Annotated in this window: 20 protein-coding genes; 10 read left to right on the top strand and 10 right to left on the bottom strand. The window is 33.7% G+C overall.

What is annotated here, in order from left to right; all coding sequences use genetic code 11:
• The first annotated feature begins 91 nt into the window (after window positions 1-91).
• The 3 genes from JCM15579_RS14770 (at window position 92) to mtaB (ending at window position 3,453) form a co-directional block, all read left to right on the top strand.
• Entirely contained in the window at window positions 92-736 is a 645-nt protein-coding gene (locus tag JCM15579_RS14770) for a ferredoxin--NADP reductase (protein ID WP_054721209.1), read from the top strand.
• A gap of 93 nt (window positions 737-829) precedes the next feature.
• Entirely contained in the window at window positions 830-2,173 is a 1,344-nt protein-coding gene (gene miaB / locus JCM15579_RS14765) for a tRNA (N6-isopentenyl adenosine(37)-C2)-methylthiotransferase MiaB (protein WP_054721208.1), read from the top strand.
• A complete protein-coding gene (mtaB, locus tag JCM15579_RS14760) occupies window positions 2,170-3,453 on the top strand; it encodes a tRNA (N(6)-L-threonylcarbamoyladenosine(37)-C(2))-methylthiotransferase MtaB (RefSeq protein ID WP_054721207.1) in 1,284 nt (427 codons plus the stop codon). Before miaB ends, mtaB begins: the two co-directional genes overlap by 4 nt.
• A 45-nt stretch (window positions 3,454-3,498) precedes the next feature.
• Here mtaB and JCM15579_RS14755 read toward each other — a convergent pair whose 3' ends face one another.
• On the bottom strand, window positions 3,499-4,170 hold the full coding sequence (locus tag JCM15579_RS14755; protein WP_054721206.1) for a universal stress protein: 672 nt from the start codon (window positions 4,168-4,170) through the stop codon (window positions 3,499-3,501).
• Window positions 4,124-4,624, bottom strand: coding sequence for a putative signal transducing protein (locus JCM15579_RS14750; protein WP_083464701.1), 501 nt, complete (start codon window positions 4,622-4,624; stop codon window positions 4,124-4,126). Before JCM15579_RS14750 ends, JCM15579_RS14755 begins: the two co-directional genes overlap by 47 nt.
• A gap of 289 nt (window positions 4,625-4,913) precedes the next feature.
• Here JCM15579_RS14750 and rpsF point away from each other — a divergent pair, with 289 nt between their 5' ends.
• From rpsF to rplI, 3 genes are read left to right on the top strand one after another with little or no spacing between them, the layout of a single operon-like run.
• Window positions 4,914-5,264, top strand: a complete 351-nt coding sequence (gene rpsF / locus JCM15579_RS14745; protein ID WP_110359545.1) for a 30S ribosomal protein S6 — start codon at window positions 4,914-4,916, stop codon at window positions 5,262-5,264.
• A gap of 3 nt (window positions 5,265-5,267) precedes the next feature.
• Window positions 5,268-5,537, top strand: a complete 270-nt coding sequence (rpsR, locus tag JCM15579_RS14740) for a 30S ribosomal protein S18 (protein WP_054721204.1) — start codon at window positions 5,268-5,270, stop codon at window positions 5,535-5,537.
• 23 nt (window positions 5,538-5,560) lie between these two features.
• Window positions 5,561-6,004, top strand: coding sequence for a 50S ribosomal protein L9 (rplI, locus tag JCM15579_RS14735; protein ID WP_054721203.1), 444 nt, complete (start codon window positions 5,561-5,563; stop codon window positions 6,002-6,004).
• Window positions 6,005-6,119: 115 nt separating this feature from the next.
• On the opposite strand, the gene JCM15579_RS14730 is transcribed toward rplI, so the two are convergent.
• A complete protein-coding gene (locus JCM15579_RS14730; RefSeq protein WP_054721202.1) occupies window positions 6,120-6,623 on the bottom strand; it encodes a CAP domain-containing protein in 504 nt (167 codons plus the stop codon).
• Between the two features lie 278 nt (window positions 6,624-6,901).
• On the opposite strand from JCM15579_RS14730, the gene JCM15579_RS14725 reads away from it, so the two are divergent.
• A complete protein-coding gene (locus JCM15579_RS14725; RefSeq protein ID WP_054721201.1) occupies window positions 6,902-7,534 on the top strand; it encodes a TapB family protein in 633 nt (210 codons plus the stop codon).
• 16 nt (window positions 7,535-7,550) lie between these two features.
• Here the strand turns inward: JCM15579_RS14725 and JCM15579_RS14720 are convergent, their stop codons facing one another.
• From JCM15579_RS14720 to JCM15579_RS14710, 3 genes are read right to left on the bottom strand one after another with little or no spacing between them, the layout of a single operon-like run.
• Complete coding sequence (locus JCM15579_RS14720; RefSeq protein ID WP_054721200.1) at window positions 7,551-8,420, bottom strand: fructosamine kinase family protein; 870 nt, start codon at window positions 8,418-8,420, stop codon at window positions 7,551-7,553.
• Window positions 8,417-8,890 (bottom strand): low molecular weight protein-tyrosine-phosphatase, encoded by a 474-nt coding sequence (locus tag JCM15579_RS14715; protein WP_054721199.1) that lies wholly within the window; start codon window positions 8,888-8,890, stop codon window positions 8,417-8,419. The genes JCM15579_RS14720 and JCM15579_RS14715 overlap by 4 nt, the downstream gene beginning before the upstream one ends.
• Before the next feature lie 10 nt (window positions 8,891-8,900).
• Window positions 8,901-9,110, bottom strand: a complete 210-nt coding sequence (locus tag JCM15579_RS14710; protein ID WP_054721198.1) for a zinc ribbon domain-containing protein — start codon at window positions 9,108-9,110, stop codon at window positions 8,901-8,903.
• Window positions 9,111-9,515: 405 nt separating this feature from the next.
• On the opposite strand from JCM15579_RS14710, the gene JCM15579_RS21585 reads away from it, so the two are divergent.
• Genes JCM15579_RS21585 through cysK form a run of 3 tightly spaced genes read left to right on the top strand, consistent with a single transcriptional unit; the run spans window position 9,516 to window position 11,274 of the window.
• The gene (locus tag JCM15579_RS21585) at window positions 9,516-9,869 is read left to right on the top strand and encodes a hypothetical protein (protein WP_245625927.1); all 354 of its coding nucleotides are present in this window, start codon (window positions 9,516-9,518) and stop codon (window positions 9,867-9,869) included.
• A gap of 26 nt (window positions 9,870-9,895) precedes the next feature.
• Entirely contained in the window at window positions 9,896-10,354 is a 459-nt protein-coding gene (locus JCM15579_RS21580) for a serine O-acetyltransferase (RefSeq protein ID WP_245625925.1), read from the top strand.
• Between the two features lie 11 nt (window positions 10,355-10,365).
• The gene (gene cysK / locus JCM15579_RS14700) at window positions 10,366-11,274 is read left to right on the top strand and encodes a cysteine synthase A (RefSeq protein WP_054721197.1); all 909 of its coding nucleotides are present in this window, start codon (window positions 10,366-10,368) and stop codon (window positions 11,272-11,274) included.
• 55 nt (window positions 11,275-11,329) lie between these two features.
• On the opposite strand, the gene JCM15579_RS14695 is transcribed toward cysK, so the two are convergent.
• The 4 genes from JCM15579_RS14695 to JCM15579_RS14680 form a co-directional block, all read right to left on the bottom strand.
• Window positions 11,330-11,998, bottom strand: coding sequence for a TonB-dependent receptor plug domain-containing protein (locus tag JCM15579_RS14695; protein ID WP_054721196.1), 669 nt, complete (start codon window positions 11,996-11,998; stop codon window positions 11,330-11,332).
• 111 nt (window positions 11,999-12,109) lie between these two features.
• Window positions 12,110-12,781 carry a TonB-dependent receptor plug domain-containing protein gene (locus JCM15579_RS14690; protein WP_054721195.1) on the bottom strand — a complete coding sequence of 224 codons (672 nt, stop codon included), beginning with the start codon at window positions 12,779-12,781 and terminating at the stop codon, window positions 12,110-12,112.
• A 242-nt stretch (window positions 12,782-13,023) separates the two neighbouring features.
• A complete protein-coding gene (locus tag JCM15579_RS14685) occupies window positions 13,024-14,292 on the bottom strand; it encodes an ABC transporter permease (RefSeq protein ID WP_054721194.1) in 1,269 nt (422 codons plus the stop codon).
• Between the two features lie 52 nt (window positions 14,293-14,344).
• Window positions 14,345-15,571, bottom strand: coding sequence for an ABC transporter permease (locus tag JCM15579_RS14680; RefSeq protein WP_054721193.1), 1,227 nt, complete (start codon window positions 15,569-15,571; stop codon window positions 14,345-14,347).
• Window positions 15,572-16,036 lie beyond the last annotated feature (465 nt).

Here is a 16,036-nt window from a genome sequence, read left to right as displayed (position 1 = left end):
TCTATTTTTTTGTAATCCCTTATTTATAAAGATTCCACATAAATAAAAACAAGGAATTGTGGAGGGAAAATCAAGAAAATAGCAAATTTGTATGAGATCACATAAAGTTATTGAAATAAGAAATCTTACTCCGTCTACTTATGTTATAAAAATGGAGAAGAAAGATTTTACTTTTAAAACAGGACAATATATCACCTTAGGATTTTCTGGTAGTATTGATCGAAGAGAATATTCAATTTATAGTTCAGAGCAGGATGAGTTTTTAGAGGTATTGATTAAAGAGGTGGAAGATGGTTTGGTGTCGAAGAAATTAAAACGTTGTAAACCTGGCGATTATTTAGATGTAGATGGACCATTCGGGCATTTTTCTTTAAAAGAAGACGAAATATCGGAGAAGAAGTTTTTATTTATTGCTACAGGAACGGGAATCTCTCCTATTCATAGTTTCATAGCAACTCATCCCAATATGGATTACCAACTGTTGCATGGCGTGAGAAAGGAAGAAGAAGCCTACGAAAGAGAGGCCTACAAAAAAAACAAATATATATTGTGTACTTCCAGAGAGAAATCAGGTGATTTTCATGGTAGAGTAACAGAATATTTAAAACAAAACCCTGTGTCTTCTGATACGGTCTGTTATTTGTGCGGGAATTGCCATATGATTTATGAGGCATATGATATACTTGAAAAACAGGGCATTAATTTGGGACCTATTCATACGGAAGTATATTTTTAGTTCTGGATTTTGATTGAGTAAATTTTAGATATACAATATCTTAAATACTACTTATCAAATGCATAAAAGTAATTTACAATTCAAATAATAAACATGAAATATCACTTAGTATCGTTGGGTTGCCAAATGAATGCTTCCGATGGAGAACGTGTTCGTTCGGTTATTGAAAAAATGGGATACCAATGGACCGATCATGAAGAAGAAGCTAATTTAATTGGTATATTAGCTTGTTCTGTGCGCCAAAAAGCGATTGATAAAGTATACTCCAAAATTCATAAATGGAACCTTTGGAAGAACAAACGAAATCTTGTGACCTTTGTTTCTGGTTGCATTTTACCATCAGATTTAGAGAAGTTTTTAAAACTGTTTGATATCATTTTTCAGATGAAAGATTTGCCCAAATTGCCTGAAATGATTCAGCAATATGGAATTTCTACTCCAGTTGGATTGCAAAGTGGTTTTGATGCTCGAAATGAGAATATTTCTGAATTTTGGAATGTAAAACCAAATTACACTTCAGATTTTGAAGCATTTGTGCCAATTCAAAATGGATGTGATAAATTCTGTTCTTTTTGTGCTGTGCCATATACAAGAGGTAGAGAGGTGTCTCGCCCATCTGATGAAATTGTAAAAGAGATTAAAAACTTGGTAGAGAATGGTTTTAAATCCATTACATTGCTTGGACAGAATGTTAATTCTTATGGACTGGATAAAAAGGGTGAAGAGATTGATTTTCCTGAGCTTTTAAGACGAATAGGAAAATTAGGCAATGAACTACAAAAGGAATTTTGGGTTTATTTTACTTCGCCACATCCGCGTGATATGACGGATGAAGTGATTGAGGTAATTGCTAACTATGACTGTCTTGCAAAGCAGATTCATCTTCCTATACAATCGGGTGACGATAAGGTTTTGATTCACATGAATAGAAAACATGGTGTCGAAAAGTACCGCCAGATTGTACATACAATAAGAAGATTAATTCCTCAAGCAACTTTATTTACGGATATTATTGTTGGATTTACAGGTGAAAATGACGAACAGTTTGAGAATACAAGAAAAGCCATGAACGAATTCCAATACAATATGGCTTATATTGCCATGTATTCTCCTCGTCCTGGAGCATTAAGTCACAGATGGTTTGATGATGTAAGTTTAGATGTAAAAAAGCAGCGTCATCATCAATTGACCGAAGACTTAAAAGTTCATTCCAGAGCCTATAATGATACCATGGTTGGTAAAATATTTAGAGTCTTGGTAAAAGGAGAAGCAAGACACGATGGATATTTAACTGCATTAACAGAAGGAAAGATAAATGTTCGATTTTTATCGTCGGACAGTTCCTTAATAGGTGAGTTTGTTGATATTAAAATTACATCAGCTGCCGATTTTTCTGTAGAAGGAGAACTGGTTGCTGTAAATGAAAAAGTAGCGTGAAAAAAGTAGCTTTTAAAACCTTAGGTTGTAGGTTGAATCAATATGAGACCGATGCCATAGCTTCTCAATTTCAGGATAATGGCTTTAAGCTAGTTCCTTTTAATAAAGAGGCAGATGTGTATGTAATTAACTCATGTACAGTAACTCACCAAAGTGATCATAAATCTAGAAATTTCATCAGTCAAGCCAACCGAAAAAATCCAGATTCTGTTTTAGTGGTAACAGGATGTATGGCAAATAATGCCAAAAATGAACTCGAAGGCCGCGATGAGATTAATTATGTAGTTGAAAATGACCACAAAAGTTCGGTATTCTCGTTGGTAGAAGCACATTATAATGGTGAGATTTTTCATCCATCGAAATTAAATTATGATCTATTTTCTTATGGATCAACTGATAAGGGTTTTCACACAAGAAGCATGGTAAAAATACAAGATGGATGTGATAATTTTTGCACATTTTGTATCATTCCTTCGGTACGTGGTAGAGCGGTAAGTAGACCTATTCAGGACATTTTGGAAAATGTTAAAAGCGTAATTGCTAAAGGAGCAAAAGAGGTTGTTTTAACTGGTGTAAACATTGGCCGATATGAATACGAGAATTTCAAATTCGACGATGTAGTTGAGCAAATTCTGGATTTAGATGGAGATTTTCGTTTGCGTATATCATCCATCGAACCTGATGGCTTTGGTGATAAATTTTTGGGTTTGTTAAATCACCCTAAAATGACTCCACATCTTCATCTTTGTTTGCAAAGTGGCTCTGACCCTATCCTTTTGCAAATGAGAAGAATGTATAGTATTAAGAGATTTATGGAAATTGCAAATAAAATTAGATCCTATCGTCCTGATTTTAATATTACTACCGATATTATTATTGGTTTTCCTGGCGAGTCTGATCAAGATTTTGAAGCAACATGTAATGTCATCAAAGAGCTGCAATTTGGCCATGTTCATGCTTTTAAATATTCTATAAGAAAAGGAACACGGGCCGAACGAATGCAATCTCAGGTTGATGAAAGAATTAAAACTCAAAGAAGTGAAGTTTTAAGAGAAATTGCGGATGATGTAAAATTTCAATACAGAAATGGGTTTATAGATAAAGAACAAATCGTTTTGGTAGAAAAAACGGATGGGGAAAATGCGAAAGGATATGGAGAGCATTATGTCCCTGTAGAGTTTAAAGGATTCAAACTAAAGAAGAATCACTTCTACAGAGTAAAAATAAAGAATATCACTACCGATACAGAGCCTGTATTGATTGGGGAGCAAGTAAAATAAAAAGAGACGCAATTTGCGTCTTTTTCTTATTAAACCTATTGCTATTTAATGGAAAACCAAAATTGGCATATGCGTTTTTATAAATAGCTTTCGTGACATTTGCCCAAAGAATAATCTTTGCAACAGATTGTGTTTTCTAGCCAAAATTGCTATTACTCCTATATCATGATCATGAATATATTTGTCAATTCCTTCCATCTTTTCATCTTCATAAATAATTCTACAACTCACTTCAGAATCTCCAAATGCACGTTTTAAATACTTGCGAAGAATCTGCATTCGGTGTTCTTCGAGTGGATCATTAGTAGATTTATCTTCAAAATGAATGCAGTGTATTTTCATATCATAAGGCTGAGTAATGTATTTAAGATTGGCAATTGCCCTAAAATCTGCTTTATCAAAATCTGTCGCATACATGATGTTGCGAATGTTTTCAAAATCAACTTCATCACCTTGATCAGATAAAATAAGCATAGGGACATTTGTTTCTTCTATTACATTAGAAACTACACTGCCAAGGAGGTTTGTTGTTCCTGCAGTTTCACCTCTACTGCCCATTATCATTAAATCGGGTTGATATTTGTTACATATATTTAAAATTTCGGACGAAGCAGTTCCTCCGCTAAGTGCATAATCCACCTCTATCCCTTCAATTTTTTCCTTTTCTAACCTATTTCGTATATCGTAATACAGCTCTTTGATTTTTGCTTTTGTCATTCTTTTCAACTTCCGATAATACTTCTACAACAGTTGAATTGTAAGAATAACTATCAGAAAATGGAACAGTTTCAATGGCTGAAGCAAAATAGGTGTGAAAAAGTAGAATGTCAGCATTAAACTTTTTCGCAATCCCAACTGCAGAATCACAAAGCTTTGGAGAGAAATCTGAAAAATCAACAGGAACCAGAATGCGATTTATATCAATATTTTGATGTGGAAACGCTGCATCTAAATCTTCCTGTGCGTAACTTAAATCAAGTTCTTCGATAATTTTTAAAGCCCGATTAAGATCTTCTTCTTTTATTCTTACCTTTACTCCTCCTCCAATGGCAGATTGGATTAGGTTTAAATTTTTTAAATAGCACTCTACCCCTTCTGATTCCAGACGAGTTTGAAGCAACTGGGCTCTAGAGTAACTATAGGTCGCTAATGTTATCATCCTGTCCTTCATAAGCCTGAGTTTAGTTATACTGTTACAATAAGGTACAAAAAAATAGATATCTTGCCAAGGAAGTTAGAGAATACAGATTGATTAAAAACAGCATATTTTATGCCCTTCCAGCTTCAAATTACTTTAAATTAATTCGCTAAAGTCCTTTACTAATAAACTTGCATTCTGTACATTTGTAATTCGTAGCTGAATAAAGAATTGATATTCTTGAAAAATCAAAAAAGAATAGTTAATTTTGCGGCTCGATAAAAACACTTAATTATTAAGTATTAATTAAATTATTTAAGTTATGTTGAATCATTATGAAACCGTTTTCATTGTAACTCCCGTTTTATCTGAAGCTCAGGTAAAGGAAGCGGTAGAAAAATTCAAGACTCTTATTACCGAAAATGGCGGTAAGATTGAAAATGAAGAGAACTGGGGACTGCGCAAGCTGGCTTATCCAATTCAGAAAAAAAGCACTGGTTTTTACCAATTGCTTCAATTTGAAGCTCCAGGTGAATTCATCGAGAAATTAGAAGTTAACTACAGACGTGATGAAAGAATCATGCGTTTCTTAACTTTCAAGCTTGATAAATACGCTTATGAGTATTCAATTAAAAGAAAAGGAAACCTTAAAGAAACTAAAGAGGAGAAATAAGCTATGGCACAGAATCAATCAGAAATCAGATATTTGACCCCACCTTCAGTTGAGATCAAAAAGAAAAAATACTGTCGTTTCAAGAAAAACAAGATCAAGTACATTGATTACAAAGATCCTGAATTCTTGAAGAAATTCTTAAACGAGCAAGGTAAGATTTTACCTCGTCGTATCACAGGTACTTCTTTAAAATATCAAAGAAAGGTAGCTACTGCTGTTAAACGTGCTCGTCACTTAGCATTACTACCATACGTAACTGACATGATGAAATAATCTTTAAAGAAGGAGGAAACGAAATGGAAGTAATCTTAAAACAAGATATCCATACTTTAGGATATAAGAACGATATCGTAACTGTTAAGAATGGTTACGGAAGAAACTATTTAATTCCTAACGGTTTTGCTGTTTTAGCTACAGAGTCAGCTAAGAAAATGCATGCTGAAAACATGAGACAAAGAGCTCATAAAGAGGAAAAAATTAAGAACGAAGCATTAGAAGTTGCTAAAAAACTAGAAGGTGTTACTTTAAGTTTAGGTGCTAAAACTAGTACTACTGGTAAGATTTTCGGTTCTGTTAACAATATCCAAATCGCTGAAGCATTAGTTGAAAAAGGATTTGAAATTGACAGAAAAGTGATTTCTATTAAAGACGCTGTAAAAGAGATCGGTAAATATACCGCTTCAATCAAACTTCACAAAGAAGTTAAGGTTGAGATCGAATTTGAAGTAGTGTCGGAATAATTCGCTTCACAACAAAATTAATTTAAGTTTTAACAGACAGACTTAAAGCTTTTCAAACAAACAGATATAAGCCACACCGATTAACGCTCGGTGTGGTTTTTTTATGTCTGTAATTTTATCTTTGTGCTCCAAAATTCTGAGTCCAGTAGTTCCCCACTCGCCACTCGCCCATTTCTTTAAAATTACCGTTCATAATATTTGCACAATGTCCCTCACTCACTAACCAGCCATTTAAAACCTGCTGTTCATTCAAATAACCTTTAGCTATGTTTTCTCCTGCTTTAGAGTAATTATAACAAACCTCTCGCAAGCGCTTTGTTAGGGTACTTCCGTCAGGAGATTCATGAGAGAAAAAATTATTTTCATGCATGTCCTTGCTATGATTTACAGCCGCCTGTTCCAACTTATTATTCCAAACTATGGCATCTACCGGAGGATAGTATGTATTTCCACAAGTTGTACCTGAAGCTCTTACTTCATTTACCAAATCAATGAGAAGTTCTGAATTTATTTCGATAGTTTGGGATATCTCTTCTTCGCTAATTTCATCCACACTACTACTGCAAGCACTAAATCCCAATAGAATAGCGGTAAAACCTACTAAAAAATTTCTCTTCATTCATAAAACGTTTAAAAATTAATATTATAGGTTGGTGTTAAGATTGTAACAGCTAATATAGTGGATTTTAATAATAATTAAATATCTCTACCATAATTTAGAATACAATAGAAGTTTGACAAATTAAGGCAATAAAGTTTTTAGCCGCTTCTAAATTTATGTAAATTTGATTAAGAAACGACCTCTATCTTAATCTCAATTTAATGAAGCAAATTTATTCTATTCTCATTCTTATACTTTTTTCAGCTAATTGCTACGCACAAAGAAATTTTTCATACATGCCTTCGAAGAGAAATTTTAAGGTATGGTATGTAAATTACGACAAAAAAAATCGTAAAACTTATACCGAAGTTTGGCAATTGGTAGGAAAAACCCAAGATGAAAGAGACAAAATCAGATATAATATTGAATCAGAAATTACTACTGTAAAACAGGACACCTTCTACCAATATTTTCATTTCTCTTCAAAAGATTCAATTTTCTATATTGGAGTCGATAAATATTTGGATCCTATTAAATTGAATTCTTACAAGAAAATGGAAGTTAAAATTGATGCAGATAGTATTGTTTTGCCTTTTAAACCATTTATTGGAGAAATGCTGCCCGAAGCATCTTGTCAAGCCGATATTTTGAGGGGGACAGGGGCAGTTTTGATGTCTATGACTATTTTATTGGTAAATCGTAAGGTAGATGGAGTAGAAAATATTGAAACACCTGTTGGCAAATTTAAATGCTATAAGGTTTCCTCTGATAAAATCTCTTATTCAGGAATTTCACGAAACAAAACAAAGCTAATTGAATGGTACGCAATCAACGTTGGCTTAGTCAGAATAGAGGAATATCACAGAAATGGAAAGCTAATCTCCTATAAACAGCTTGAAAATATTGCAGAAGATTTCTTTTTGCCTTAACCCAATTAGTTTGTTCCTAGTGCAAATAAGACCATACCAAACGGACAGCTTGTCCATAATATGAAGATCCAAATAAATTTAAGTGATTAAGTACATGATATAACAGGTAAATATTTTCCCGGTAATCATATCCTTGTGGTAAAGGTTTGCTCTTACTGTAAGATTGGTAGAATTCATTATTAAATCCTCCAAAAAGCTTAGTCATTGCCAAATCGGCTTCGCGATGCCCATAATACACTGCAGGATCAATTAAAACCGGATTTGAAGCCAAATCACACAAATAGTTCCCTCCCCACAAATCTCCATGCAACAAACAAGGCTTTTCTTCACTTCCTTCAAGTATTTCCTCAATTCTGTTTTCGAGAACTAAAAATCCATTTTTTAATTCATTTCCAACCAATTGTTTTTTTTCTGCTAATTTATATTGATATAACAACCTTTTGTTATAGTAAAAGTCAATCCAACTATCAGCTTCAGTTCCCATTGGAATATTAAGCTGAGGCGTACTACCGATATAATTGTCTTCTTTAAAACCAAACTTCAAACTTGTGCGACTGTGCAATTCGGCCAGTTGTTTTCCAAATTTAATAAAGAAGTCCTGATTTTTAAGTCCTTGTTCAATGAACTCCATTAATAACAATTCTTCTTCAACGAGATAAATCTTTGGGGTTCTGATACAAGCAGCCTTCTCAATTTCCTTAAGTCCATTAGCTTCCTTAATAAAGCCATCGGAATATTCAGAACCTGTTTTAAGCAAACAGGTTCTGCCATCCTCTAATTTAATTAAATTGGTTTGGGAAATAGAACCTCCCGATACAGATTTTTGCTTCTGTATTTTGCATTCTGCCCAATCTTCTATTTTCTCAATAATTTGAGATTCTATCATTTACTGATTTGTTTTAATAATCCATCGCATGCATCTTCTAAAATATCAAGAACCAATTCAAAACCATCTGCTCCACCATAGTATGGATCAGGAACCGAATTGTAATGTTTGTATCGGGTACAATAATCAGTCATAGACTTGATTTTATGTAAATCTTCCGAATTTCTTGCTATATCTTGCAAATCGGATACATTTTGTGCATCCATACCAATAATAAGGTCAAATTCATCAAAATCATTCTTCGGATTAAACTGTCTTGCAATGCTTGTTAAGTCATAATCCCTTCGAGCAGCGTGAGTCCGCATTCGGCTATCAGCTCTTTCTCCAACATGCCATCCTCCTGTTCCTGCAGAATCACATTCGAATTCATCATTGAGCATATTTACTTTTAAAAATCCATTCATAACTGCCTCAGCACTTGGTGATCGACATATATTTCCCAAACACACAAAAAGTAATTTTTTCTTCATTAAAATGATTTTAATTGGTTAAGAAATCAAAGATATTTCCTAATTGGCTAGTGGTTCCTTTGTACAATTCAGTATAAGAACATCTGGAACATGTTATTGTAGTAAATTTTTTGTTTTGAACATCAAAAATCTTAGCAAACCTACCCCCTGTAGCTCTAAACTCATCAGTTTCAAACTTATTATTCCCACATTTCGGGCAAACATATTTTGATGTATTCATTTTCAGTTAGTTTGTGTTACAATATTAAAAGTAATAAAAAAGCTCGTTAAAGTTATTTTTTTACATTGCTAAAATAAATAACATTTTTTTAACAGAAATATTCAGACTTAAGAGTCTTGTTTAATTTATTTTTTTTAAGTTTGCTTCTAGAAACTTCAAAATGAAAAGGAATTTAAAGCATATCAGAATCAAACAATCAGATCGAACTTATTCGATTACGTTTGGCGTGCATTCAATTCAACAATCCTTTTCAAATTATTCCCAAATGTTTGAATACAACAACAATCAAGTCTGTTGTTGCTGTTGTTGTTGGTAGATAGTCAATCTTACTAACAATCCCCTCTTAGGTTTACTTAAATGTTTACCTAAATATTTACGTATCAATATATTAAAAATCATAAAACGATGAGTTATTTAAGTAAAGTAATGGATGAATTGCAAGCTTCCAGAAACAACAATGAAATTGACATGCCTGCAAGAGATTTAGCACACCGATTTGTTGAAGAGGCCATGAACACCCTATTTCCAATTAGCGCTAGGAGAAGCAAAAGTTGTTGTGCCGAAGAATCTTTACTTTATCAGATGGAATCAACTTTAAAACTATTGCTCTTACCTGTAAAATTTGAATTGAAAAAGTCGGTTGAACAAATCACACAAGATTTTATGGTAAAAATCCCATCTGTGTATCGTGCCCTTTTGAAAGATGCTGAAGCAATACAAAAGTTTGATCCAGCTGCGGAAACTATTGGTGAAGTATAATAGCCTATCCAGGTTTTTTTGCAATAATGGTTTACCGTCTTAGCAATGTCTTGTATCGACTTGGAGTTCCAACCGTTCCTAGACTCATGAGTGAGTATGCTCATACAAAAACGGGTATTGACATTCACCCTGGAGCAACAATCGGGGAATCATTTTTTATAGATCATGGAACTGGTGTTGTAATTGGTGAAACTGCAGTAATAAGGAATAATGTAAAAATATATCAGGGAGTGACTTTAGGAGCACTACAAGTTAAAAAAAGTTTAGCCAAAAAGAAGAGACATCCCACCGTAGAGGATAATGTAATTATCTATTCAAGTGCCACGATATTAGGTGGTGATACTGTAATTGGGCGAAACAGTATTATTGGGGGTAATGTATGGTTAACTTCGAGTGTAGAATCAAATAGTATCGTTTATCACAAACATGAAACTAAGGTTAGAACAAACCTTGATGAAAGTAAAATTATCAATTTTCAAATTTAAATATCAACCAAATGAAACTGAACAATATTTTAGAAGGAGTTGGAAATACTCCAGTATTAAAACTTAATAAAATTTTTAATGGTGCCAATGTTTGGATGAAACTTGAAAGATCAAATCCTGCAGGAAGTATTAAAGATAGAATTGCCTTATCTATGGTAGAAACGGCTGAAAAAGATGGATCTCTAAAGGAAGGATCAATAATCATTGAACCAACTTCTGGAAATACTGGTGTTGGATTAGCAATGGTAGCTGCTGTTAAAGGATATAAGTTAATTTTGGTAATGCCAGAATCAATGTCGGTTGAAAGACGAAGTCTTATGGCAGCATATGGAGCCGAATTTGTGCTTACACCAAGAGAGTTGGGAATGAAAGGTGCGATCGAAAAGGCCGAAGAATTAATTGCTAGCAATCCTAATTCATGGATGCCATCACAATTTGACAATGAGGCCAATGTTGAAATTCACAGAACCACCACCGCTAAGGAAATTATAGCAGATTTCCCTGAAGGTATAGATTACCTAATAACAGGTGTTGGAACAGGAGGACATATTAGTGGTGTTGCTGAAATTTTAAAGCAAAAATTTCCAAACCTTAAAGTATTTGCTGTAGAACCAGAGGCATCACCTGTAATTAGTGGAGGCCAACCAGGACCTCACCCATTGCAAGGCATTGGTGCAGGTTTTATACCTAAAAACTTAAATACAGAAATACTTGATGGAGCGATTCAGGTAAGTAAAGACGAAGCTTTTGCTAAAGTAAAGGAACTAGCTGTTAAAGAAGGCGTACTTGCTGGTATTTCTACTGGTGCATCACTTGCTGCAGTTAGCAAGCAACTAAATTCAGCTGAACCAGGTGCGACAGTTCTGACCTTTAATTACGACACTGGAGAAAGATATCTTTCAATAGATGAGCTATTTTAATACAGAGAGGGTGTCAATTTTTAATTTGACACCCTCTTTCCTTATTTATTAGCAATTATTTCTTGGTGGTTATCTTTACCACTCCATTTCCTCCTCGAACTCCATAGATTGCAGCATCGCTGCCTTTTATAATTTCAATTTTAGCAATATTTGTTGGTGATATATTAGACAATGCCGAATAATCTGTCATAACTCCATCAATCTCAATATTTGCAGCACTTGATCCATAGAATGATGATTTCCCTCGTATTATAATTTCTCCATTTGAAATTTGCAAAGTAGGAAATTCATTTCTAATAATATCCATAAAGGATGTGTATTTTGAGTAATCCTTTTGACCAGAATACTTTTTTGCTAATTCTTTAAATGACTCAATCATCAGAATATGTCCTTTATTGATTGCAATTTCTTCTGCTTTGGGAATTTTAGCCAATTTTAATTTGCCTATCAACTCATTACTCTTCTTTTTGACCTTTATAGTATATTTATTAAAACCTTTAGCAATAACTATTAATTTATCTTTTTCATTACACTCACATTTAAACACTCCCAAATGATTGGTTTTAACGGTTTCTTTAGTACTCTTTACTATTACATTGGCATTAACAACTGGTATAGAATCAAATACTACAACTTTACCTGTTACTAGTAATGTCTGGGCTTTAGTAAAAAGAAAAATGAATTGCGATAATGCTAGTAAGAAAATTACTTTTTTAAGTTTCATATTTTTACATGTATTAATAACAAGCTTGAAGCATTTTGCACTAAAGATTTATAAGCAAAATTTATTGGAGCCTAAAAAACAGAATTGGAACATTTTAAACATAGCGCAGTATTATTTTTTTGTTTTAATAACAATCATCCCATTTGCGCCTCTAGCTCCATACCTTGCAGCTTCACTACCTTTTACTACTTCTATACTAGCTATATTATTAGGATTTAGAGACTTCAACATACCTAAGCCTACTAGTACTCCATCCACCTCAATTCCAGCACTACTGGATAGTTGAATCGAGGAGGGCCCTCTTATTATTATTTCATTTGATGTAATTTTTAATAAAGGAAATTCATTGCTAAGAGCTTCCATTAAAGTGCTATATTTTGAATAATCTTTATGATTAACACCCTGATTTACAAGCTCTCTAAACTTATCCAATTCAAGTATATGAGCAGCTTTAATTGCCTTCTCTCCTGAATCAGCTTTAGAAGAGAGCTTCAAATCAACAGTAATATTTCCATTCTCATTCTTTTTGATTTTATAAATTTTCTTAATAAAACCTACAGCTGAAAATGTAATTTTATCTTTTATTTGGCAAACGCATGTAAATGCGCCCGTCTCATCTGTTTTAATAGTCTTTTTACTACTTTGAACAATTACATCAGCGTTTACAACAGGTATTGCTTTATAGGTTGTAAGTTTTCCTTTAATTACGATTTCTTGGGTAAAGCAATTTAAATGAGAGATTATTAGCAATAGCAGAGTTATTGTTTTTGTGAAAGTTTTCATGATTATTATTATTTTATGGTCCATCCAAAATATAAAAAAATAACATAAAATTCAAACCATTCACTTTACTGATTGTTATCCAATTTTGGGAATCTTTAATAGACAGTACTATTTTGATGGTAAATATAGTTTTTTAGCATGACCATACCTTCTTCTCAAAATTACATGAAAGCACACATCCATTCATAAAAACTACCATACTACAGTGCCGATTATCAATCATATACACCTAATATTGTTCATCATCCATCATCTCGAATTGCTTCAATTGGACGTACTGCCATTGCTTTTTTAGCTGGAATTATCCCTGCAACCAAGCCTGAGATGATTAAAATTATTAAGGCAATAATTGCAATATTGAAATCAACCTCTGGATTGGAGAACATACTTTCATCTCCTCCACCATTTTGAATTGCTTTTGTAATGACCTCTAAAAGAAAGACGCCAAAAACAAGACCAATCCAACCTGCTATAGCTGTTAGTACTACAGATTCTGTAAGTATTGAACTAATAATCACTGATGGAGAAGCTCCCAATGCACGTTGTATTCCAATCTCTTTGGTTCGTTTTTTAACAATGAATAGCATGATATTACTAACTCCAATGATACCAGCAAGGAGTGTGCCAGTACCAACAATCCATATTAAACCAGCTATACCTATAAATAAGTTGTTAATTTGAATAAACTCTTTTTCAACATTATTACTTCCAAATGCTCTTTGATCATCTGGATGAATTGTATGACGTCTTCGGAGTAAATTTTTCACCTTTTCTTCGACCAATGTTGCAGAGTATTCTTTTTTCGAGGTAATGGAGTAGTGACCTACTCGATTGCCATAATTGTATGTTTTTTGCAAGGTTGTAAATGGAATAATTACACATTGATTTTGCCAATCACCCCAACCCTGATTATGCATGGATTTAAAGGTTCCCACAATTTGAAAGTAAACCCCATTAATCTTAATATACTTTCCAACTGGTTCCTCACCTTCTTCAAATAGAACTTCAATTACACGCTTGCCAATTACTGCATTCTTTCTCTTGTCGTTGACGTCTACTTTATTAATAAATCTACCTGAAGTAATTGTTACCGGATCTATTTTATTAACTTCAGGAACATCTCCAAGAATACTAAATGCTCCCGTTTTTAAACCTCTAATTACATTATTTTCGCCATCACCTCCACCCCAGGCTTGAATACGCGGTGCAAGAATTTCTATTTCGTGGATGTTATCTAAAATGGCTTTTGTGTCCTGATTGGTGAAGTTATAGCGTCTTCCCTGTTTGTAACCCTTATATGGTTTGCTGGTTGGCTGGGCCCAGATAAATACTGAATTGGTTGCGAAATCTCCCATACCATGATAAACACCATTCTCCAAACCTCTTCCGGATCCTAACATGATAATTAACATGAAAATACCCCAGAAAACACCAAAAGCAGTAAGAAATGTTCTTAGTTTATTGCTTTTAAGCGCCATGTATATTTCGGTCCATCGATCTCTATCAAACATGATAATTCATTTAGTGATTAAAAGTTTTTTTATTGAAATGAGTTTTATTTTTCTATTCATCAGCCAAAGCTTCTATTGGCTTTACATTTGCCGCCTTCCAGGCTGGAAAAAATCCAGCTAATAAACCAGCAAAAACCAGTACAGCTGTAGCCTGTAAACCTACACTTAGGTCAACTGATGGATTCATGAAAAATTCGATTTGAGTATGTGGAGCCAGTAGTTCTAATAATAATACACCTAGTACCAAGCCCATATATCCAGCTACAGAGGTTATCAGAACCGATTCTAGCAATATTAACCCAACAATGGACTTGGGAGTTGCACCTAATGCTTTTCGAATACCAATTTCGCGGGTTCTTTCACGCACAACAATAATCATGATGTTACTAACACCTACAATTCCAGCTATAATGGTAAATACACCAATGATCCAAACAAAAATTCTAATGCCTGAAAACAATGCCATGGTGCGTTGATAGCCTTCCATATTATTATTAATCCACATGGCCCTTCTGTCTTTGGGATCAAACTTATGACGAGCAGCAAAACTCTTTCTTAAATAATTCTCCATTTGCTGTAATGCTTCAATATCATGAGTATTGGTAGTAAAAGACATGTTGGAAATTCGATTGGCACCATTAAACACCCTTTGAGCGGTTGATACAGGAACATACACTCTTTGTAAATCCCTATCAGAATAATCAGTAAAAACGCCAATAACCTGAAATGGAATGCCATTGAGTTTTATGTATTTGCCTACTGGCTCTTCTCTTTTAAAGAGTGCTTCTTCTAAAATGGTGCTTATGGCTACCACCTTCCTATACTGGTTTATATCCACATCATTTAAAAACCTTCCTTTAAGCGATGTTGTATTCTCTAAAACTTCAGTGTCAGGATGTACAGCAATAATTTCATAGGAAACATACTCCGTTTTGTACGAAATCACGTTGTTTCTATAAATGGAATAGCGAGAGCTAATTTTATCCACATCAAGTCCAGAGTCCTTGGTGCGGTCATAATCCTCATTGGTAAACTGTATTCTTCTGCCAGGCTGCATGCCATCAAATGCCATACTGGTTCTTCCACTATAAATCCAAAGGCTATTCATAGCATCACGCTTAAACTGATCTAAAACCCCATTTTGCAATCCGTTACCAGAACCCAAAAGGATAATCAGCATAAATATACCCCAGGAAACACTAAAGCCTGTAAGGATGGTTCGAAGTTTATTTTTTCGGATAGTTTCAAAAATTTCCTGCCATTTATCAAGATCGAACATGAAATAAAGTATTAGAGTTACACAATTAGCAATGAAAATATACAGTGCCACAACTTGTGATATCCTAATATTTTGGTGATAATAAGATAATTGGAAGGCTTTCTACATGCAATATAGAGAAACTAAAAATAGATGTCAATCTAAAAATGAAAAAAGATCAATATATGAAGTGTTAAATAATGTTTAAAAGTTCACATTTTATACAGGCAAGACTTGTAATTTCACAAATACTTTCTACTTTTGCCGCCGATTAAGGCTCACAACGGTTTTGCAGCTTGTTATTGTCAGGATATCAAGCTAATAAGCCAATTGAAAATTAGGGGATTTTCATAAACTGAGTTTTTTAGTTAGTTGGTTAATGGTTAGATAAAAATGGCTGAGTTTCTCAGCCATTTTTTATTCTATTACATTTAATCTTTTTTAACTTTCCTTTGCAGCTCTTAACCGCGTATTGCCTTACCTTTG

Origin of the sequence: Marinifilum fragile JCM 15579 (assembly GCF_001310955.1) — a bacterium.
Taxonomy (GTDB): domain Bacteria; phylum Bacteroidota; class Bacteroidia; order Bacteroidales; family Marinifilaceae; genus Marinifilum; species Marinifilum fragile.
The sequence above is the reverse complement of the archived record's forward strand: the minus strand, read 5'-3'. Positions and strand labels throughout refer to the sequence as shown.